We start from the raw sequence: 21,790 nt of genomic DNA, 5'->3' as shown, positions 1-21,790 counted from the left end.
TAAAAAGCATTTAATATGGAATCATATTTAAATTTTAAAAAGATCATTTTATATAGCTTTCTCTTATATGGAGCTGTTTCAATGGCTCAGTTCTCACAAAAAGATAAAGTAGTAAGTCAAAATAGAGAAAGTCGCGCAGAATTTGGCACATCAGTAGCTATCAAAGATAATTTTGCAATTGTTGGCGCCTCTAGAGAATCTTATGCAGAAGGTGCAGCCTATATTTATACCAAAGACAGTCAAGGAAATTGGAGTTTTACTCAAAGGATAGCAGCCAATGACCCAAATGAAGGCGCAGAATATGGAGGTGGAGTAAAAATTTCAGATGACTTTTTAGTCGTAGCTGCCGGTAGAGCCGATATAGAATCTACAGTAAGAGCTGGAGCACTTTATATTTATGACTTTCAAAATAATAATTGGGAATTTAACACAAAATTGGTTGCATCAGATATGAGCGGAGACGCTAAGTTAGGAATGAATCCAACTTCAATTGATGTTCAGAATGAAACAATTATTGCAGGCGCACCAGGTGAAGACTCTTGGACTGGTTCAGTTTATGTGTTTAATAGAATTAATGGAAACTGGTCTGAAACTCAAAAAATAATGAGTCCTACCCCTATGGTTAATGACGCTTTTGGAATTGGAGTATCTATATCAGGTGATTATCTACTAATAGGAGCTCAGGGAGTTAACAACAGTGAAGGTTCTGCTTATTTATATATTAAAAACAACGATGGAGTTTGGGAATATGACCAAACTATTACAGCATCAGATAGTTCAAATGACAGTTATTTTGGCAGTTCCGTTAGTGTTAGTGAAAACATTATGGTTATAGGGTCATATGGTGTTAATTCAGAAAAAGGTGCTGCATATGTGTATGAGAAAAATAATCAAGGGATTTGGGAAGAGGTTCAAATATTAATCAGCAACCCTTCTAATGACTATGTTCAATTTGGATGGGATACAGCTATTCTACAAGATTATATTATTATCGCAGCTCCTCATATTTATGGTAACGAAAAAGGTGAAGTTTACTTTTATAATAAAGAAAATACAGGGTTATGGGTAGAAAACCAAATAATTCAAGGAAATGATACAGAAAGTGAAGACTTTTATGGGTGGAGCATCGCATCAAACGGCAGTGACCTAATAGTTGGATCACCTAGAGAGGATCATGATATTAATGGAGGCAACCCTATAGACGATGCTGGTTCAGCATACATTTTTGAAAACCCAAATATACTAGGTGGGTTAACAAATCTTGAAAATTATAAAAACAGCATTCGCTATTACCCAAACCCTATTCTAAATGTTTTAAAAATCAATAGTAGTACTAAGTTAATATCTAGTATCAAGTTATTTACAATAAATGGTTCGTTATTAATTGAAAAAAATGGAATTAACAACAATCTATTTAACATTGATTTCAGCAATTACAGCAATGGTTTTTATCTAATTAATGTTCAATTTGAAGATGGTACTTCTACTTATGAAAAATTAATTAAAACAAATTATTAAGCAAACAATACATTTCATATTAAGGACGTAAAACTCAAGACTATAAGGTCTTTTGTTTTTACGTCCTTTTCCTTTTTAGGCACATTTTCAAGAAACTTCAATTTCTACTTTCTCTCACTTCCAGTAATTAAACAAACACATAACTTTAACAGTATCAGTGAAAAAACCTTAATTTTTCCATTTTATTTTTGATTTTTATACCATAAAAATAGCTGTTTTATATCCCAATCCATTTTCCTATTTTTGAGAGTAACATAATAACAACCAACCTTAAACTAAATTTTTTATGGAATCATTGATGATTTATGCGCCTATTGTTATGGCGTTATTAGGCCTTTTATTTATGGCCGTAAAACGTTCTTGGGTAATGAAACAAAACCCTGGAGATGGTAAAATGAAAGAAATAAGCGACCACATTTACGAGGGTGCTTTAGCTTTCTTAAATGCCGAATATAGATTACTCGCTGTCTTTGTTATAATAGTAAGTATCGCTTTGGCAGTTGTTTCATTCGTTGTTCCTACTACAGATATACTAATTGTTGTAGCCTTTATTTTTGGAGCTGTGTTTTCTGCTTTAGCCGGAAATATGGGAATGAAAATAGCTACAAAAACAAACGTTCGTACTACCCAAGCAGCTAAAACAAGTTTACCTAATGCGCTTAAAATATCTTTCGGCGGTGGTACAGTAATGGGACTTGGAGTTGCAGGTCTAGCGGTATTAGGACTTACCGCATTTTTTATCTTCTTCTTCCATTACTTTATGGGAGGTGTTTGGACGAACACTATGGATATGACCATTGTTCTTGAAACATTAGCTGGATTCTCGCTAGGAGCTGAATCTATCGCATTGTTTGCAAGAGTTGGTGGTGGTATTTACACAAAAGCTGCCGATGTTGGCGCCGACCTTGTTGGTAAGGTAGAAGCTGGAATCCCAGAAGATGATCCACGTAACCCTGCCACAATTGCTGATAACGTAGGTGATAACGTAGGTGACGTTGCAGGTATGGGTGCCGATTTATTTGGTAGTTATGTAGCAACAGTACTTGCTGCTATGGTTTTAGGAAACTACGTAATAAAAGATATGGGTGGAGCTATCACCGACGCATTTGGTGGTATAGGACCAATTTTACTTCCGATGGCAATTGCAGGAGCTGGAATTATCATTTCGGTTATAGGTACAATGCTAGTGAAAATAAAAAGCAATGACGCTAAGGAAGCTCAAGTAATGGGCGCATTAAATATTGGAAACTGGGTTTCTATTATTCTTGTTGCTGTTTCGTGCTATGTTCTAGTATTATGGATGCTTCCTGAAACTATGAATATGAGTTTCTTCGGTGAAGGACTTCAAGAAATTTCTTCAATGAGAGTATTTTATGCCACACTAGTTGGTTTAGTTGTAGGCGCAGTGATTTCATCCATTACTGAATATTACACAGGGTTGGGAAAGAAACCTATTCTAAAAATAGTACAACAATCCTCAACTGGTGCAGGAACTAATATTATTGCTGGTTTAGCAACGGGAATGATTTCAACATTTCCTTCTGTAATACTTTTCGCAGGAGCAATTTGGGCTTCCTATGCATTTGCTGGTTTTTACGGAGTTGCCCTAGCTGCTTCGGCAATGATGGCTACTACCGCAATGCAGCTAGCAATTGATGCTTTTGGTCCAATTAGTGACAACGCAGGAGGTATTGCCGAAATGAGCGAGCAAGACCCTATTGTAAGAGAGCGTACCGATATTCTAGACTCAGTAGGAAATACTACTGCTGCAACCGGAAAAGGTTTTGCCATTGCTTCGGCAGCACTTACATCTTTAGCGCTTTTTGCAGCCTATGTAACTTTTACAGGAATTGATGGTATTAACATCTTTAAAGCGCCTGTGCTAGCGATGCTTTTTGTGGGAGGTATGATTCCAGTTGTTTTTTCGGCTTTAGCAATGAATGCCGTTGGAAAAGCAGCAATGCAAATGGTAAATGAAGTAAGACGTCAGTTTAGAGAAATTCCAGGAATTATGGAAGGTACTGGAAAACCTGAATACGACAAATGTGTGGCAATTTCAACCAAGGCTTCTTTAAGAGAAATGCTATTACCTGGTATTATGACTATTGGTTTCCCAATTGCAATTGCTTTTATTCCGATGATCTTTGGAATGAACAATATGGCGATTGCAGAAATGCTTGGTGGATATATGGCTGGAGTAACTGTAAGCGGTGTACTTTGGGCAATCTTCCAAAATAACGCTGGTGGAGCATGGGACAACGCTAAAAAATCTTTTGAGGCAGGCGTTATGATTGACGGCAAAATGACTTACAAAGGTAGTGACGCCCATAAAGCTGCTGTAACTGGTGATACTGTAGGTGACCCTTTCAAAGATACTTCAGGACCTTCTATGAATATTTTAATAAAACTAACATGTTTAATCGGATTGGTTATCGCACCAATTCTAGGAAACCACGACAACAATGTTATTACCGCTGAAACATCGACAGAAGAGGTTTACATTATAGATGCAGAAGGCAACAAAACTGTATTAACCGATAAGCAAATAAAGTATATTGAAACAGGAAAAACCATCACTGAAGGTGACAACTTAAGAAACAAAACTGAAACGATGGTTGAGTGGTTGAAAAACGAAAACAACGACCAGGTTACAGCAAATGTTACAATTACAAGAACAGTTGACGGTGTAGAAAGCACAGAAACTAAAACTTTTACAGGTACTGAAGAAGAAGTTCGTTCACAATTAAAAGATGTAGATGGAATGAAAATAAAAGTGAAAGACAAAGAGTAAACCGTGACATTTCACAATTAAAACGAATAATAATTTTAAAGCCTGCTAAGTTTAAACATCTTGCAGGCTTTTTTTACTCAAGCAATATTAATTTTAGATTTCTGAAATCTATTTTCGGAATCCCTGATTAACTTTTATTACTTTAGTACTTATATGAATTACGAGGACATTATAACATTAGCCATTGGGTTTGGATTAGGAATGCTTGTTGGTCTTCAACGCCAAAAAAGCGATCACGAAATGGCGGGGGTTAGAACCTTTACACTCATTTCAATAATGGGTGTTGTTTCAGCCTTTTTAGCTCGAGATTTTAACAATCCATTTATTCTTCCTGTTTTAGGAATCTGTCTTACAGCCTTATTAGTAACAGCCAATGTTATTAAGCTAAAAAAGTCTAATGAAACAGATATAGGGCAAACCACAGAGGTAGCAGCACTACTTATGTTTGCTGTTGGAGCTTATTTAGTAATGGGTGATCGGGTAATTGCCGTTATTGTGGGCGGTTCTGTAGCTATTCTACTTTACTTAAAAGAACACCTACATGGTTTTATAGAAAAACTAGAAGAAAAAGATCTTGCCGCTATAATGACTTTTGCGGGAATTTCCCTCGTAATCCTCCCTCTCCTACCCGATAAAACTTTTGGCCCTCTAGATGTTTTAAACCCAAGAAATATCTGGTTGATGGTTACCTTAATTGTGGGGATAAGTGTAATAGGCTATTTCATCTATAAATTTGTTGGTAAGAAAGTCGGCATAATCTCTAATGGAATCTTAGGAGGACTTATTAGCAGCACAGCCACAACTGTTAGTTATGCGCGAAAAACTAAAGAGACAAAATCCATTAACAAACTAGCAGCATTTGTTATTTCAGCAGCCTCTGCAGTTGCGATGGTAAGAGTATTAGTAGAAGTTGGTGTAGTTGTTCCAGAAAAATTTTCAGAACTTTTCCTACCGCTTATTGCTGTATTCGTTGTTATGGCTATTATTTGTGTAGGATTGTTTTATATCATCAGTAAAAACGGTGGAGATGATAAAATGCCCGAACCTGAAAATCCAGCACAATTTAAAAGTGCCTTGATTTTTGGATTGTTATATGGTGCTATTCTTTTAGCTGTGGCCTTCACTAAACAAGAATTTGGAAATGATGCGCTCTATGTGGTAGCTATAATTAGTGGACTTACCGATGTTGACGCGATAACATTATCTTTATCTCAAATGATGAAATCTGGAGGATTAAACACCTCTACTGGTTGGCGTTTAATATTGTTAGCTTCACTTTCTAACTTAGCTTTTAAAGGAGTTATGGCAGCAGTTTTAGGTACACGTCAATTGGCAAAATGGATAGGAATTTCCTTTGGAATCACAATTGCTTTTGGTTTAACCATAATGTGGTTATGGCCTGACACTTGGCATTTTTAAAAAAGACTATGTTTAAAAAAGACCCGATTCAGATTGTTACTTTTCGCAGTTATGGCACTGCTAACCACCTTTATGCGAAGGGGCGATCTATTCAGGATGAGGACATAGACCTAAACCAAACAGGTTTATTCAACTTATTAAGAAATAGCTGGAAACGATTTATAACCGACAAAGTAACCAATGCCAAACTCACGCTCACACTCCCTGACAATAGAACAATTTCAACTGTAACGGACAGCCAAGGTTATTTCTTAATTGATGAAACCATAGAAAATCTACTTCCCTTAACAGATGAAGAAGGTTGGATGCCATTTTCAATTTCTTTTACCGAAAATAAAAGCGGAAGAAAAATAGAACAAGACAATAAGTTTAAAGGTGAAATTCTTATTCCAAAAAACACAGCGAAATACGGAGTAATTAGTGATATTGATGACACCATTCTTCACACAGGCCTTACCTCTCGATTAAAATGGGCTGTAATAAAAAACACATTTTTTAAAAGTGCTGATAAGCGAATTCCGTTAAAAGGTGCCGCAGATTTTTACCAAAAATTACACGATGGAAAATCTGGGAACGACTGTAACCCTATTTTCTACGTAAGTCATAGCCCTTGGAATTTATACAATTATTTAGAAGTTTTTCTAGAGGTCAACAACTTCCATAAAGGGCCTATTCTACTGCGAGATTTTGTAAATCCTTTCGCTAAAAAATACAAAGCTGAGAAACCTCAAAAGCAAACTGAAATCATTAATATCTTAAAAACTTACCCCAAATTGCCATTTATACTAATAGGTGATAGCGGACAACACGACCCTGATATCTACCAGGAAATCACGGAGTCATATCCTGGGCGAATTTTAGCTATCTATTTAAGAGATGTAAATCGCAGGAATAAAATGCAACGTGTGAAAAACCTTTATAAAGATTATACAAGGGTGCCTGTACTTTTAGTCGACGACACAGAAGCAGCAATTAATCACGCAAAAGATCAAGGGTTTATATAAATCTTAATTTTAAAATAAGCCGTGTAGTTCAGCATCGATTTTATTAATCACCTCTCCAAGATGTTCCTGATTATCCACAAAGTCTAAATCATCAACATCTAGTATAATAAGATTTCCCTTATCATAACCGTGAATCCAAGCTTCATAACGCTCGTTTAACCGGCTTAAATAATCTATGCTAATTGAATTTTCATAATCACGACCGCGTTTGTGAATTTGTTTCACAAGGTTTGGAATACTACTACGCAGATATATCAATAAATCTGGGCCTTCGGTAACACTCTCCATTAGTTCAAAAAGCGATCTGTAATTTTCGTAATCACGATTAGTCATTAAACCCATCGCGTGAAGGTTGGGTGCAAAAATATATGCATCCTCATAAATAGTTCTATCTTGAATTACACTCTTTCCCTTTTCACGAATATCTAATATTTGGCGAAAACGACTATTCAAAAAATAGATTTGAAGATTAAAAGACCAACGCTCCATCTGATTGTAAAAATCATCTAAATACGGATTGTCTTCCACATCTTCATAATGGGGTTGCCACTTGTAATGTTTTGACAATAACCTTGTAAGCGTAGTTTTACCTGAACCTATATTTCCTGCAATTGCAACGTGCATATTATTTAATTCTTTGGGATAGTTAGTGAAAAGATGTGCAAATATTTGCCGTCATAAATATAAAGCAAATCATTAGTAAGCTGCAAGTCTTTAATATTCATTTCTGCCACATCTAACTTTACGGTTTCTCGTGGTTTATCACCATTTCTTTTTGCAAAATCGGGAATGTAATAAAGCGTATTCTCCTTTAGTGCAATCAAGTTTTCATTTTGTTGAACGATTTTTTCATATTCTTCTGAAGGAGCTTCATTGAGAATACTTCCGTATATATTAAAAGCGCGTAATTTCTTTTCGGTTAAAGTGAAACAATAATTAAAGTTACTCGCCTGAGACACTAGTTTTCCAGGAAAAGGTTGTGATACCACAGTTTGCATTTTAGAACCGTAATTGTACAGTTCAAGTTGCTGCGTATCTACATTAAAAACCCACAAACTATTACTACCTGCATTTGTAGCAGTACTAACATTCAAAAATTGCGGCAAATTATTAAAACTAATTCTTTGAATTTCACTTAACTTATTATCGAGTAAAACCACTGTATTGGTGTCTTGAAAAAACACAACAACTTTTAAAGGGTTTATAATATCAACTGAAGTAATTCTCCCCAACTGAAGATCGTTGAACTTAAAATCCCCATCAGCTCCCCTCTTGTTTAGAACACGATCTTTAATAAAATAGGTGTTCTTGTAGTTGTCTACTCCAATTAACCTATCAGCATCTAACGGAGTCTTACTCTCTAAGTTTAAACTTTGAGCAATACTAAATTGACCAATTAGTAAAAAGAATATTAGAAGTGGTTTCATAAAGTTGGCAAGTTACAAAATGTGGTGATACCCTAAAACGTAAAATTATGTAACACATTATACATTCACTCGTCTTAGTATTAGTGAACTATAGTTTGTTGTATTTAAATATATTATTTTTAAGCAATTTACTTCATGTTCATTAACTTTAAACTTACCCTTAATTACAATTTTATGATACGATATTTTTTAATTTTCCTCCTTTTATTTTCGGTTTCTTTAAACGCACAAAGTATAAGTGGGCAAGCTTTTTACGAATCTAAAACAACTGTAGACTTAGATGAAATGGGAGCTGGCAGACGCGAAATGACTGAGGAAATGAAAAAAATGGTTTCTCAGATGATGAAAAGCGCATTAGAGAAAACCTACATCCTCACTTTTACAAAAGACGAATCTATTTATAAAGAAGAAGAAAAACTTGATGCAACACCAATTAACCCAGGGTTCAGAATGATGATGAATAGCTTTACTCCTGGAAGTCAATACAAAAACCTAAAAACAGGACAAATTGTAGAGGAAAATGAATTCTTTGGAAAACAATTTTTAGTGACAGACTCTATAAAATCGTTGGATTGGCAGATGACGAAGGACACTAAGCAAATAGGACAGTACACCGTATTTAAAGCTATTGCCATGAAAAAAGTGGACCCAACCGATTTTAGTATGGCTCGTCCAAAACGCGACAGAAAAGGAAAAGATGAAAAGGAAAATGCCGAAGTAGAAAAAGATTCTACAAATTTTGACGACCCAATGGAAATGATTGAAATTCCTGAAGAAATCGAGGTTACTGCTTGGTTTACACCACAAATCCCTGTAAGTAATGGCCCTGGAGAGTTTGGAGGATTACCTGGCTTAATTATGGAGTTGAACGTTTATAGAACCACATTGCTATGTTCAAAAGTTGTAATAAACCCAAAATCTGCCGAAAAAATTGAAGCTCCTAAAAAAGGAAAGAAAGTAACTCGGGAAGAATACATCAAAATTGTACAGGAAAAAACTGAAGAGTTACGCGAAAACTTCCAAAACAGAGGTGGAAGACGTGGCGGTGGATTCTAGGAGAAAACGTAATTGAAATTGAAATCGAAATTGAAAATCACGTAGACACAAGGAACACAGGGAAAAATGGAATATAATTATCTATCTATACTCTCTATTTCCTCTGTGCCTCTGTGGTAAAAAAAATCCAAATGAAAAAAATCCTATTATTTTTCTTCGCAATTTTATCCTTTTCCCTTTCTGCCCAAGGTATAACTGGCAAAGCATTTTATAAGGCAAAAACCACTACTGGAGAGGATTATAGCGAAATGCCAGAAGAAAAAAGGCTTAGAAAGGAAAAACGAGATAAAGAGCTTTATGAGAAAACATATATTCTCACGTTTAACAATAAAGAGTCTATTTATAAGGAAGAAGAATTTTTAAACGAAGCATCCCCATATATGGTGGGATTTTTAGCAGCAATGCAATCTTACAGTACCGAAAGTGTTTATAAGAATCTCGAAAGCCAAAGGATAATAGAAGCAAGAGAATTCCTTGGGAAGAGATTTCTTATCGATGATACCCTTCCAAAACTAGAATGGGAACTAGTAAAAGAAGCTAAACAAATAGGCGATTATACCGTTTTTAAAGCAGTCGCCACAATGAAAATAGATTTGAATGACTATCGGATGAAAAATTCGATAAATGAGGATTCAAAGGAAGGTAAGATACAAGCAAATGTAATAGTGACTGCTTGGTACGCACCGCAAATCCCAGTTTCAAATGGTCCCGATGAATTTTCAGGATTGCCAGGATTGATATTGGAGTTAAATGTAAATCGTACAACTTTTTTATGCTCTAAAATTATTTTAAATACTGGAAATAAAAACATAATAAACCCTCCAAAGAATGGAGAAATTGTCACTTTTGAAAAGTTTGAGAGTATTGTAGCTGATAAAAAGAAGGAACTAAAAGATAAATTTTGAGGTTGTGCAAATATATAATGACAAAAACTCCATATAATCCCCTTGTGGCAAAACAATTTTCCAAATAATAAACTTCAATTCAGTTAAATTAGTATACGGAGTAAAAGAGTCATAAACGGTTACTTATAACCTCTGTGTTCTCTGTGCCTCTGTGGTAATAAAACCATCTTCAATGAATAAAACCCATCTCTTTCTCTTATTAATACTCTCCTTTCCGCTTTCAGCGCAAAGCATCAAAGTAAAAGGAACCATTAAAGATAGCCTTGGCAATCCCTTGGAATTTGCCAATGTAATTGCTAGTGTTAAAACTACAGGTGAAACAGAGTCCTATGGAATCACAAATCATCAAGGCCGTTACCAACTCGATCTTCTAAAAGGAAACACTTACACTTTAACCGCAAGCTTTTTAGGATATGAAACCAAAAAACAAACGGTTTCCGTTCCTACTGAATCAGAAAACATCGATTTAAATTTTATTTTAAATCCGCAGGAAAATCAGTTGGACGATGTAGAAATTGTTTACGAAATGCCTGTAACTGTAAAAGGCGATACCATCATTTACAACGCAGATAGTTTCACAAATGGCAATGAACGCAAACTCGGTGATGTAATGAAAAAACTTCCCGGAGTGGAGGTTAATGATGATGGCGAAATTCAGGTAGAAGGAAAAACCGTTAGCAAAGTAATGGTTGAAGGCAAGGATTTCTTTGACGGCGATAGTAAACTAGCTACTAAAAACATTCCGGCCGATGCTGTAGACAAAGTAGAAGTACTTCGAAATTACAATGAAGTTGACCAAATGCGCGGACTTGGGAACGATCGAGATAATGTTGCGATTAACATAAAATTAAAAGAAGGAAAGAAAAACTTTTGGTTTGGAGAAGTCACTGCTGGTGCAGGAATTGCTGATGAATACGGTGAAGATAGTGGCCGTTATTTGGTTCATCCAAAATTATTTTACTACAGTCCTAAATACAGTATTAACCTAATTACCGATTTTAATAATATTGGAGAAGTACCTTTTACCTTTCGCGACTACTTCAATTTTACGGGCGGTTTTAAAAATTTCAACCGAGGAGGTGGAACTAGTTTTAGAATTAGCGATAGCGACTTAGGTTTTGCTGTTTCTCAAAATGACAGAGCTAAAGCTATAGACGCCAAGTTTGTAGCTGGAAACTTCAGTTATGCTGTAAATGATAAATTAGACATCAGTGGTTTCGGGATTCTAAGTGACAATAAAACGAATATTGTAAATAATAGCATCAGCCAGTACATTCTTACTGGAATTACCGAAAATACAAATACCAATAACGATCAACGCAATCAATTGGCTATGCTAAAACTAAGTAGTGTTTATAAACCTAATACAAATTTTCAGTTGGATTATGACGCCTTGGTAAAAACTTCAAAACAAACGCAAGACGACGCTACGCTTTCAATAGTTGGCGGCAACCAAAATGAAATCTCTGAAGCAAAAGAAAACAAGCCTTTCTCAATAAATCAAAACGCGAATGCTTATTTCACTTTAAATGATAAAAACATATTTGCTGCAGAAGTTCAACATTTGTATCAAAATGAAGATCCATTTTATCAAGCAGTTCAGGATTCAATTCCATTTCGAGGGGTATTTACTACTATTAATCCACTAGACCCTTTTAATAGTGATGCCGATACATTCGATCCTTTGGAACAATCGGAACGCTACAACATTAACCAAAACAAAACTGTAAAAAGTCATAAGCTCGATGCAAAAGTTGATTATTACTATGTTTTGAACAATGTTAGCAACCTCAACTTCACCCTTGGAACCACTTATAGCAATCAGAAATTTAACTCAGATATTTTTCAAATTTTAGATAATGGAAATCAAAATAATTTCACTGAAAACGATTTTAATAACGATGTAAACTATACTTTCTCAGATGTATTTTTCGGACTTCATTATAAATTAAAATCGGGGAAGTTTATTTTCACACCTGGGCTTACACTTCACAATTACAACTTGAAAAACGAGCAATTAGGAACAACCTCAACGCAAAACGACTGGATGGTTTTACCAGATGTAAATGTTGTTTTAGAACTTAAGAAAAGTGAGAATATACGTTTTAACTATGCGATCACTTCAGAATATAGCGATGTGAATAATTACGCACAGGCCTACGTTTTTAACAATTACAATAGACTTTTCCGCGGAAATAGAGAGCTAGAAAACTCATTATCGCATAGTTATAATTTAACTTATTTTAGTTTCAATCTTTTTAATTACACAAATATTGGCGGGAATTTAAGCTATACTCGACGTATTGATGCTATAAAAACCACCACTCAACTAGCAGGAATTAATCAAGTAAGTAGCCCAGTTAATTTTGATAGTAATTTTCCAGATGAAACTTTTTCAGCCGTTGGTAGGTTTAGCAAAAGAGTAAAGAAAATTCAATTTAAATTGGATGCTGCATTATTCTTAACCAAAACAAACAACACCATCAACAATGGAATTCAAGAAAGTCAGAGTTTTACTCAAAATTACAACATAAGTGCGTTGAGTAATTTTAAGAATTTTCCAAATTTTGAAGTTGGTTATCGTTTCATTAAAAACGATTATGACAACGGAGGAATTGAACAAACATTCTTCACCAACAAACCTTATGCAAATGTAAACCTCCGATTTTTAAAAGACTTCAACTTTTTTGCGGAATGGGATTACTACAATTACACCAACGATGCCAAAACTATTGAAAACAGTTATTCGTTTTTTAATGCTAATTTATATTACAAACACGGTGAAAGCCCTTGGGAGTTTTCTGTACAAGCAACAAATATTTTAGATACGAAATCTATTAATAACGACAGCTTTAACGATCAATTCAATACAACTTCGCAGTATTTTGTAATGCCTAGAATTGTTATGCTTGTAATTAAATACGATTTGTAATAATTAATTTTCAGTTAAACTAAAGGTTACAATTATTAACTGACACCCAATTTTTATATCTTTCCTGTAAAAATTATTTCTATGCGCAACATTCTCCTAGGTATTATCATTGCTTTTGTTATAATATTTAGTGTGCGATATTGTGATGACCGAAAGGACAATCGCGAAACCCTGCAAGCTAATACTGCACTTATTGAGAAGGAATTAAAAAATGTGGGCAAACTAATTGTAACCGAAGGAAGTTACGCTCAAGTTTTTAGTTATAATGCTAGTAGAGATTTAATGTACGGCCTATTCGACGCTCGTAAAAAAGCATTGATTGTAGTAAATGCTAAAGCTAGCATAGCCTACGATTTAAGCAAAATAACATCTGAAGTTAACGAAGCGACAAAAACTGTTACTATCACGAGTATTCCCGAGCCTGAGTTATCAATAAATCCAAATATTGAATACTATGATGTAACTCAAGATTATTTAAATCAATTTACAGCTTCGGATTACAACAAAATAAAACAACGTGTAGAGAAATCGCTACTTAAGAAAATTGAAGCTTCAGAATTGCGAACAAATGCTGAAAACAGATTAATTTCTGAACTTTCGAAAATTTACATTCTTACCAATTCAATGGGGTGGACTTTGAAATACAATCAGACAGTAGTTGAAGAGGAAGAGGACCTACAACGAATCAAACTCTGACGAAATCCAATAAGAAATCGAAATTGAAATCGAAACCTGTCCGAAGGAGGATTGAAACTGGCCACAGGAGATTGAGGTCAAAATTGAATGACGATTATTAAACTCCCTTACACGCCATCTATTCTCTCTATTCTCTACTCTCTACTCTATGTTCTCTACTCTAGGTCTAAAGCTTCTTACTCAAGCTAAACCAGCCACCACCGTTCATCACTTCTATCCCATTACTTTTTAGAATTCCCGCAGCACTTGCACTACGCATTCCACTAGCACAGCATACAATTACAGGTTTGTCCCATTTCTTGATCTGAGAAATATTAGCACTGATACTTTGCAACGGGATATTTTTAGAACCTGGAATAGCTCCCCCATCATATTCGCCTTTACTACGAACATCGATTATAACCGCACCACGGCTTTTAAAGTCTTGTATCTTCTTGTTTTTGCCGCCAAATAAAAAATCTAAAAGCCCCATTTTATGTATTGTTTTATATATACAATATTACAATTTTCGCTAATAATTCTTCCCACATATTCGCTATATTGCAGTAATGAAAACAATTTCACGAAAGGACGAAATCGTAAAAGTGGCAGCTACTCTATTTAGAAAAAGAGGGTATAGTGCTATCACTATGCGTGATATAGCTTCAGAAATGGATATCAAGGCCGCGAGTCTTTATAACCACATTAGTGGAAAACAAGAAATTCTAGCCGATATCATTCTTGAAGTGGCTCAAGAGTTTACAACTGGAATGAATCAGGTTATTTCCCAGCAATCAAGCATACTTAAAAAGTTGGAAAACCTAATCGAGCTTCATATAGATATTACTTTAAATCACTCCGAAGCATTAGCCTCATTAAACAACGACTGGATGCACTTGGAAGGAGATAATCTGAATGCTTTTATAAAAATGAGAGATGAGTATGAAGATAATTTCAGAGAATTAATAAAAACAGGGATAGAGGTTAACGAAATTAGATCGGCCCATCCTGAAGTGATTCTGTTCTCTATTCTATCTACATTACGCACACTTCATTTATGGTATGAAAAGCGAGGAAAGTTAGACGTGAATGTGCTTAAAAAAGATATGGTTTCGGTGTTGCTAAAAGGAATTATGTAGATAAAGAATTTCAGAACAGATGATTTCAATAGCAGAGTTCGCGAACAATATTATTTAAGGTTAATTGAATCCTAACGGCTCTTGGAAAAGCTATAAAAAAAATAATATGAATAATATATATACTTATAAAGAGCATCGTACAATTGTGAAAATTGTGGTTGGACTGGAAAAGGTGAGGTTTTGAAACAAGGCGATTTAAAGGAAGAAGGCTTTGAAGTAAATTGTCCCAACTGTAAATATTTATTAGAACTAGTAGTCTTCCCAACTTTTTCTGAAGTTCTTCAATTTGGAACCGAGGAAGATAAAAAGGAGGTTCTTAAACAAATGAGTTTTTGGGATCATTGGGAGGCTCTGAGTTTGAAATCGGCAGATGAATTGCCTGAAATAGAAGGTGATAATTTAATTTTCGAAATTATCGAAAAGAAGTATAAAAGAAAGGACTTTTTATTTCTAATGCACAACGGTAAAGAAATTTGGAAAGAGCCTTTGCTGTACGAATATTATGACCGTTTTATTGATATAGGCAAAATACTTCATGAAAAGTATGGCGACAGAATGGATGATCTTGTGCCTCCAGAATATGAAGGATGGTTGCTTGGTGATTACCTTCCTGCCCCTAAACTAATTAAAGAATTCCGTAATTCATTAAAAAACAAAAGTAAATAAAGATCAAAGTTGCAATTCTAACTAACAACTGTTAGTTTTGCTATTCATAAATCAAAAAATAAGTGGCAAGATTTCATAAATTAAAAGTACAAGACGTTTATAAAGAAACCGATGAATGTACGGTTATAACTTTCGACGTTCCAGATAATTTGGCTCAGGAATTCAACTTTCGCCAAGGACAACATTTAACTTTAAAAGCCGATATTAACGGGGAAGATACACGCCGCTCGTATAGTTTGTGCTCTAGCCCTATTGAAAATCAATGGCAAGTAGCTGTAAAAACAATTCCAGGTGGTGTTTTTTCTACTTATGTAAGAGATACCTTAAAATCTGGAGATACTCTTGAGGTTATGGAGCCAAGTGGAATGTTTGGCGTGGATGTGAATCCTGATAAAGCGAAAAACTACTTATTTTTTGCTGCAGGAAGTGGAATTACTCCTGTTATCTCAATGATAAGAACACATCTAGCATTAGAACCCAATGCTACTTGCAAGTTGTTTTATGTGAATAGAACTGCAAAATCTATTATCTTTAAGGAAGCTTTAGAGCAATTGCGAAACCAATATTTTGGAAGACTAGAAATCTATTATTTCCTTACTAAAGAACGCAGAGATATCGAACTTTTCAACGGTCGTTTTGACGAAGAAAAAATGGAAATTCTAACAAAGAATTTCATCGATATACCAGACACTAGTGAAGTGTTTTTGTGTGGTCCTGAAAAAATGGTAGATTTTGTAAGTGAATACTTGATAAAAGCTGGACTTCCAAAAGAATTAGTTCACTATGAACTTTTTGTTACAGGACTTTCAGAAGAAGATATTAAAAGAGCCGAGCGTTTAGCAAAACAAAACGTAGAAGGTGTTGAAGTAACAATTGTAGATGGTGGAAAGGAATTCCAGTTTACGATGACTAAGGATTTCGACAACATTCTCGACGCCGCATTGGCTGCAGGTGCAGATTTACCTTTTGCATGTAAAGGTGGAGTTTGCAGCACTTGTAAGTGTCAAATTATGGAAGGGAGTGTAGAGATGAAAATAAATTATGCGTTAAGCGATAAAGAAGTAGGACAAGATTTAGTTTTGAGTTGCCAGGCTGTACCAACGTCTGATAAAGTAAAAGTAGATTTTGATGTATGATGAATTATCCTGCAAGCTGTCCCCTATTTATTCAGCGGAGCTAATTGCAGGTATTTAAAAAAGATATTATGAGCGAAAAAGAAGTAAAAAACCTAGAAGAAATCTTTGAAGCACGCATTGCGCGCGATGAAAAGATAGAGCCAAAAGATTGGATGCCGGAGAAATATCGAAAAACTCACATCAGGCAAATAAGTCAGCACGCACATTCAGAAATTATCGGAATGCTACCTGAAGGAAACTGGATTACACGTGCTCCTTCCCTGCGTAGAAAAGCTGCATTATTGGCAAAAGTTCAAGATGAAGCTGGACACGGCTTGTACTTGTATTCAGCTTGTGAAACCCTTGGAGTTTCTCGCGACGCATTATACGATCAACTTCACAGTGGAAAAGCGAAGTATTCTTCAATTTTCAATTATCCAACAATCACTTGGGCCGATATTGGTGCTATTGGCTGGTTAGTAGATGGAGCCGCTATTATTAATCAAGTGCCACTGTGCAATACTTCATTCGGTCCTTATGCTCGTGCAATGGTACGTGTGTGTAAGGAAGAAAGCTTCCACCAACGTCAAGGTTACGAAATTATGTTAACTCTTTGCCGTGGCACTGAAGAGCAAAAGGCAATGGCTCAAGACGCACTAAATCGCTGGTGGTGGCCAAGCTTAATGATGTTAGGCCCTACAGATGCAGAATCTGTTCATACCGAACAATCAATGAAATGGAAATTAAAGCGTAAAAGTAATGACGAACTACGCCAACAATTTATTGATCAAACTGTACCACAAGCAGATATTTTAGGACTTACAGTTCCAGATCCAGATTTGAAATGGAACGAAGAAACAGGTCATTATGATTTTGGGGAAATTGATTGGGAGGAATTCTGGCAAGTAGTAAAAGGTCACGGTCCTTGCAACAAAGAAAGAATGAGTGCTAGAGTAAACGCTTGGAACAATGGCGAGTGGGTTCGCGATGCCGCAATGGCATATGCTGAAAAGAAAGAAGCAAATAAATTAAAAGAAGCAATATAAAACTAGAATCAAGGCTTAAGGAATTCAGCTGTTAAGACATTATACTCTTGAAATTTGAATCCCGAAAAAACCTTGAATCAAACACATAAAGTTATGTCAAAAAATTGGCCCCTTTGGGAAATATTTGTCCGCAGTAAAAACGGATTAGAGCACCGTCACTTCGGAAGCCTTCACGCAGCAGATGCTGAAATGGCTTTAGAAAACGCGCGTGATGTTTATACTCGTCGAAACGAAGGCGTGAGTATTTGGGTTGTAGAAAGTAAAAATATTACAGCTTCAAACCCTGCTGAAAATGGCGAAATGTTTGAGCCTGCTCAAGATAAAGTATACCGCCACCCTACTTTTTATGATTTACCAGATGAGGTGAAGCATATGTAACGGGAAAACAATACTGAAATCAAAATTGAAATCGAAAAAATGAGGGAATATAACTTAGATAGTCGATTCGAAGATTTTGCCGCTTCAGTTATTGTTATTTTTTCAAAACAACCGACATCTTTTGCTGCTGATTACCTTACAAAACAACTCATTAGATCTGCCTGTTCAGCAGCGTTGAACTTTGGTGAATTTGAAGGAGCAGGTTCTAATAAAGATAGAGTCAATAAGCTTAGGATTACATTAAAAGAATTACGAGAGTCGCTTAGGAATATTAACATACAAATAAAAGCGAACCTTATAAATTCGAACGATCTTAAAACAATTAGAAATGAAAATGATGAGCTCATCAGAATAGTAGTTTCTTTGATTAAAAAATTTAGTTAATTCCTTCGATTTCGATTTGAGTTTCGATTTCGATTTTTAATAATTGAAAATGAACAACCTATATAATTACCTCCTAACAATTGCTGACAACTCACTAATTCTAGCCCAAAGATTGGGGGAGCTATGTGGTCACGGCCCAAGTTTGGAAACAGATATTGCAATTACCAATATTTCATTGGACTTGCTCGGACAAACAAGAAGTTATTATCAATACGCTGCTAAATTGGTAGGTGAAAATAAAACTGAAGACGATATCGCTTTCTTACGAATTGAAAGAGACTACAAAAACTGTCTTTTAGTAGAGCAACCCAACACTCATTTTGGATTTGTTATAGGTAGACAATATCTTTTCGATGTTTATCACTATATGTTGATGGAAAAACTTCAAAATAGTCCAGATGAAAACTTAGCTGCTATTGCTAAAAAAGGAATTAAAGAAGTAAGCTACCACAAGCGTTTTTCTGGAGACTGGGTAAAACGATTGGGCGACGGAACCGAAGAGAGTAATAAAAAAATGCAAGAAGCCATCGACGACCTTTGGAGATACACCGATGAACTTTTCTATTTAACCGATGCTGAAAAAGAAGTTATTAAAGAAGGAATCGGAATTGATGTTTCATCATTTAAAGAAGAATATTACAAAGAAGTTTCTGAACTTCTAACTGAAGCTACTCTTACTGTACCTGAAAATAAATATTTTACAAAAGGCGGAAAAGAAGGAGTTCACACAGAGCATATGGGCTATATTTTAGCCGAATTGCAATATATGCAACGCACCTACCCTAATATGAATTGGTAGTTATAACATTTACTTTTAATTTCTACACTTGCTACTTAAAGTAATGCTTTAGAGGTTAATAGTAAATTGAATACTGAAATTTTAAAAACATAAAATAAATTGTTGACAGAAAGTCCAAATATTGATAAAGATTTAATCCCAGTTTTGAAAACCGTTTCAGATCCGGAGATTCCTGTGTTATCGGTTTTGGCACTAGGAGTTATTCGTGAAGCAATAGAAGTAAACGGAGTTGTAAAAATAAAACTTACTCCTACCTATTCTGGATGTCCAGCTATGGACGTTATTTCAGACGATTTAAAAAAAGCATTCGAGGATGTTGGGAAAAAAGCTGAAGTAGAACTTGTTCTTTCTCCTGCATGGTCCACCGATTGGATATCTGAAGAAGGACTTCAAAAAATGGAAGAATACGGGATTGCGCGTCCTCTTTCAGAAACCCACGACAAAGACGTTTTACTTGGGAACAAAAAAATGGTTAAATGTCCGCAATGCGGAAGTACAAATACACACCTGGTGAGTCAGTTTGGTTCTACAGCTTGCAAAGCACTTTTTAAATGTGACGACTGCCACGAGCCATTTGATTATTTTAAATGCTTGAAATAAATTCCCTCGTAGGCTGGAATTTCATCATTAGTGCATAAATACTTTAGTCTTGTTTCTTATAGCGCAGCGGTCGTATTTCTGTAATGAGAATTCTCTCAATCTTTATTCTCAGTAGTTTCGCATACAAGATTGTTTAAATTTGCCTCAAAAAACTATGGGATTTTATTACGAACTACTCAATCGTGAAATAAAAACAGACGGCTCGCAAGTGGCGCACTATCGCCCTACTAAAAACACCCAAGGAGCCTGGAATGATAACGAACAGCATATGGCCCCAGCTACGGGTGCTATTTGTGCAGAATTAGAAAAGTTCCAGCCAAGAGACGACATGCGAATTGGTCGCATCAGCTTGGATATATTGGGAATGATTCATTTGGACGACTTTCAAATTACCACCCGCTGCATCCGTCCAGGAAGAACTATTGAACTTCTTGAATCGGTTTTTGAAGCTAAGGGAAGAACGTGCATTATAGCACGCACTTGGAGGATGATCACCGAGGATACTTCAGAAGTTGCTGGATTGGAAGATAATCCGATGCCTTCTTACAAAACTTTTCCTAATTGGGAAGGTATGTCTGTTTGGAGTGGTGGATATATTCAATCAGTTTCAAAAAATATTAAAGTAGTTGAACGTCGCCCTGGGAAGGGTAAGGTTTGGATTACAAATAAGTTGGAAATGGTAAAAGGAGAAACCACAAGTCCTTTTGTGAAGCTTATGGGAATGGTTGATACCATGAATGGAGTGGTAGTTAGACAGGACAATCCCTTTACTCATATGTTCCCTAATGTCGATTTACAAATCCATCTACATCGCTTGCCACTAGGCACATGGCTAGGCCTAGAAGTCGATCAACAATATGGACAAGATGGTATTGGTTTAACAACTGCAGTACTTCATGACGAGAAAGGACCCTTTGGTCATGCTGAGCAAATTTTGACAGTTAGAAAGGTATCTTAATTTGATTGAATAAACTTAAGAAGTATAGTGGTGATATACTAGGGATATCTATGGAGTTAGCTTCAGATTTCAACAACTCTTTCTATTTTTGTAAAAAAGGACTTCGACAAAGTAGTATCTTTAGGCGTTCAATCAGAAATTCATTATTTAAACACATAATATGGCTTCTATAATTAAAGAAATAAAAGATAAAACTGCATACCTTACATTAAACCGTCCAGAAGTTTTTAATAGTTTTAATAGAGAAATGGCCCTCCTACTTCAAAGTGAGTTGGATGCCTGTGAAAACAATCCAGATATTAGAGCAATAGTAATAACGGGTATGGGGAAAGCATTTTGTGCTGGTCAAGATTTAAAAGAAGTAACTTCTCCAGAGTTAAATCCTGGATTCAAAAAAATTCTTGAAGAACACTACAATCCGATTATTTCTAGAATTAGAAGTATTGAAAAACCAGTTATTGGAGCTATTAATGGTGTAGCCGCAGGTGCCGGTGCGAACATTGCTTTGGCATGTGATGTAGTAATTGCTTCAGAAAATGCAAGTTTTATTCAGGCTTTTAGCAAGATTGGGCTGATTCCAGATAGCGCAGGAACCTTTTTCCTTCCTCGTTTAATTGGTTTTCAAAAAGCTTCAGCTTTAATGATGCTTGGCGATAAAGTATCCGCTCAAGACGCTGAAAAAATGGGAATGGTTTACAAAGTAATTTCTTCAGAAAACTTTTCAGAAGAAGTAAATGCTATTGCCAATACCTTAGCCAACATGCCTACCAAAGCATTAGGACTTACAAAGCGATTATTAAACCAATCCATGACAAACTCATTGGAAGAGCAATTAGATTTAGAAAGCAAACTTCAAATTGAAGCAGCTCAAAGTGAAGATTACGCTGAAGGAGTAGATGCTTTCGTAAACAAAAGAAAACCTGAATTTAAAGGAAAATAATATTAGCAAAACTCGAATCAAGGTTTGTTAAATATTGA

The 21,790-nt window shown here is 35.5% G+C and carries 21 protein-coding genes; 18 read left to right on the top strand and 3 right to left on the bottom strand.

All coding sequences use genetic code 11. The features are described from left to right. Positions 1-15 precede the first annotated feature (15 nt). The 4 genes from G3A46_RS03950 to G3A46_RS03935 all read left to right on the top strand — a co-directional run bounded on the left by G3A46_RS03950 (position 16) and on the right by G3A46_RS03935 (position 6,732). Positions 16-1,518: a T9SS type A sorting domain-containing protein gene (locus tag G3A46_RS03950; protein ID WP_165146477.1), complete on the top strand. Its 1,503-nt coding sequence runs from the start codon at positions 16-18 to the stop codon at positions 1,516-1,518. Between the two features lie 286 nt (positions 1,519-1,804). After that, complete coding sequence (locus G3A46_RS03945; RefSeq protein ID WP_165146474.1) at positions 1,805-4,309, top strand: sodium-translocating pyrophosphatase; 2,505 nt, start codon at positions 1,805-1,807, stop codon at positions 4,307-4,309. Between the two features lie 153 nt (positions 4,310-4,462). Beyond that, positions 4,463-5,728: an MgtC/SapB family protein gene (locus tag G3A46_RS03940; RefSeq protein WP_165146471.1), complete on the top strand. Its 1,266-nt coding sequence runs from the start codon at positions 4,463-4,465 to the stop codon at positions 5,726-5,728. A gap of 8 nt (positions 5,729-5,736) precedes the next feature. Then, a complete protein-coding gene (locus tag G3A46_RS03935; protein WP_165146468.1) occupies positions 5,737-6,732 on the top strand; it encodes a phosphatase domain-containing protein in 996 nt (331 codons plus the stop codon). A gap of 9 nt (positions 6,733-6,741) precedes the next feature. Here G3A46_RS03935 and G3A46_RS03930 read toward each other — a convergent pair whose 3' ends face one another. Beyond that, a complete protein-coding gene (locus G3A46_RS03930; protein WP_139855478.1) occupies positions 6,742-7,356 on the bottom strand; it encodes a deoxynucleoside kinase in 615 nt (204 codons plus the stop codon). 5 nt (positions 7,357-7,361) lie between these two features. Next, positions 7,362-8,159, bottom strand: a complete 798-nt coding sequence (locus tag G3A46_RS03925) for a hypothetical protein (RefSeq protein ID WP_165146465.1) — start codon at positions 8,157-8,159, stop codon at positions 7,362-7,364. A gap of 174 nt (positions 8,160-8,333) precedes the next feature. Here G3A46_RS03925 and G3A46_RS03920 point away from each other — a divergent pair, with 174 nt between their 5' ends. The 4 genes from G3A46_RS03920 to G3A46_RS03905 all read left to right on the top strand — a co-directional run bounded on the left by G3A46_RS03920 (position 8,334) and on the right by G3A46_RS03905 (position 13,748). Beyond that, positions 8,334-9,215 (top strand): GLPGLI family protein, encoded by an 882-nt coding sequence (locus G3A46_RS03920; RefSeq protein ID WP_165146462.1) that lies wholly within the window; start codon positions 8,334-8,336, stop codon positions 9,213-9,215. A 131-nt stretch (positions 9,216-9,346) separates the two neighbouring features. Next, complete coding sequence (locus tag G3A46_RS03915) at positions 9,347-10,120, top strand: GLPGLI family protein (protein ID WP_165146459.1); 774 nt, start codon at positions 9,347-9,349, stop codon at positions 10,118-10,120. A gap of 172 nt (positions 10,121-10,292) precedes the next feature. Beyond that, positions 10,293-13,052 carry a TonB-dependent receptor gene (locus G3A46_RS03910; RefSeq protein ID WP_165146456.1) on the top strand — a complete coding sequence of 920 codons (2,760 nt, stop codon included), beginning with the start codon at positions 10,293-10,295 and terminating at the stop codon, positions 13,050-13,052. Between the two features lie 81 nt (positions 13,053-13,133). Then, positions 13,134-13,748, top strand: a complete 615-nt coding sequence (locus G3A46_RS03905; protein WP_165146453.1) for a DUF4230 domain-containing protein — start codon at positions 13,134-13,136, stop codon at positions 13,746-13,748. Between the two features lie 166 nt (positions 13,749-13,914). On the opposite strand, the gene G3A46_RS03900 is transcribed toward G3A46_RS03905, so the two are convergent. Continuing rightward, positions 13,915-14,220, bottom strand: coding sequence for a rhodanese-like domain-containing protein (locus G3A46_RS03900; RefSeq protein WP_165146450.1), 306 nt, complete (start codon positions 14,218-14,220; stop codon positions 13,915-13,917). Between the two features lie 76 nt (positions 14,221-14,296). Here G3A46_RS03900 and G3A46_RS03895 point away from each other — a divergent pair, with 76 nt between their 5' ends. The 10 genes from G3A46_RS03895 to G3A46_RS03850 all read left to right on the top strand — a co-directional run bounded on the left by G3A46_RS03895 (position 14,297) and on the right by G3A46_RS03850 (position 21,752). Next, complete coding sequence (locus G3A46_RS03895) at positions 14,297-14,866, top strand: TetR/AcrR family transcriptional regulator (RefSeq protein ID WP_206735952.1); 570 nt, start codon at positions 14,297-14,299, stop codon at positions 14,864-14,866. A gap of 180 nt (positions 14,867-15,046) precedes the next feature. Then, positions 15,047-15,532: a hypothetical protein gene (locus tag G3A46_RS03890; RefSeq protein ID WP_165146447.1), complete on the top strand. Its 486-nt coding sequence runs from the start codon at positions 15,047-15,049 to the stop codon at positions 15,530-15,532. Positions 15,533-15,594: 62 nt separating this feature from the next. Next, the gene (locus G3A46_RS03885; RefSeq protein ID WP_165146444.1) at positions 15,595-16,668 is read left to right on the top strand and encodes a 2Fe-2S iron-sulfur cluster-binding protein; all 1,074 of its coding nucleotides are present in this window, start codon (positions 15,595-15,597) and stop codon (positions 16,666-16,668) included. Between the two features lie 68 nt (positions 16,669-16,736). Next, positions 16,737-17,693 (top strand): 1,2-phenylacetyl-CoA epoxidase subunit PaaA, encoded by a 957-nt coding sequence (gene paaA, locus G3A46_RS03880; RefSeq protein ID WP_165146441.1) that lies wholly within the window; start codon positions 16,737-16,739, stop codon positions 17,691-17,693. 93 nt (positions 17,694-17,786) lie between these two features. After that, entirely contained in the window at positions 17,787-18,071 is a 285-nt protein-coding gene (paaB, locus tag G3A46_RS03875; RefSeq protein ID WP_139856636.1) for a 1,2-phenylacetyl-CoA epoxidase subunit PaaB, read from the top strand. 39 nt (positions 18,072-18,110) lie between these two features. Beyond that, on the top strand, positions 18,111-18,455 hold the full coding sequence (locus G3A46_RS03870; protein ID WP_165146438.1) for a four helix bundle protein: 345 nt from the start codon (positions 18,111-18,113) through the stop codon (positions 18,453-18,455). A 49-nt stretch (positions 18,456-18,504) separates the two neighbouring features. Then, the gene (gene paaC / locus G3A46_RS03865) at positions 18,505-19,254 is read left to right on the top strand and encodes a 1,2-phenylacetyl-CoA epoxidase subunit PaaC (RefSeq protein ID WP_206735951.1); all 750 of its coding nucleotides are present in this window, start codon (positions 18,505-18,507) and stop codon (positions 19,252-19,254) included. A 102-nt stretch (positions 19,255-19,356) separates the two neighbouring features. Beyond that, positions 19,357-19,854: a 1,2-phenylacetyl-CoA epoxidase subunit PaaD gene (gene paaD, locus G3A46_RS03860; protein ID WP_179951793.1), complete on the top strand. Its 498-nt coding sequence runs from the start codon at positions 19,357-19,359 to the stop codon at positions 19,852-19,854. Positions 19,855-20,008: 154 nt separating this feature from the next. Further along, positions 20,009-20,812: a thioesterase family protein gene (locus G3A46_RS03855; RefSeq protein WP_165146432.1), complete on the top strand. Its 804-nt coding sequence runs from the start codon at positions 20,009-20,011 to the stop codon at positions 20,810-20,812. Positions 20,813-20,972: 160 nt separating this feature from the next. After that, positions 20,973-21,752: an enoyl-CoA hydratase-related protein gene (locus G3A46_RS03850; protein ID WP_165146429.1), complete on the top strand. Its 780-nt coding sequence runs from the start codon at positions 20,973-20,975 to the stop codon at positions 21,750-21,752. Positions 21,753-21,790: the final 38 nt, after the last annotated feature.

Source organism: Aequorivita sp. KMM 9714 (genome assembly GCF_011065475.1).
GTDB lineage: Bacteria > Bacteroidota > Bacteroidia > Flavobacteriales > Flavobacteriaceae > Aequorivita > Aequorivita sinensis.
The sequence above is the reverse complement of the archived record's forward strand: the minus strand, read 5'-3'. Positions and strand labels throughout refer to the sequence as shown.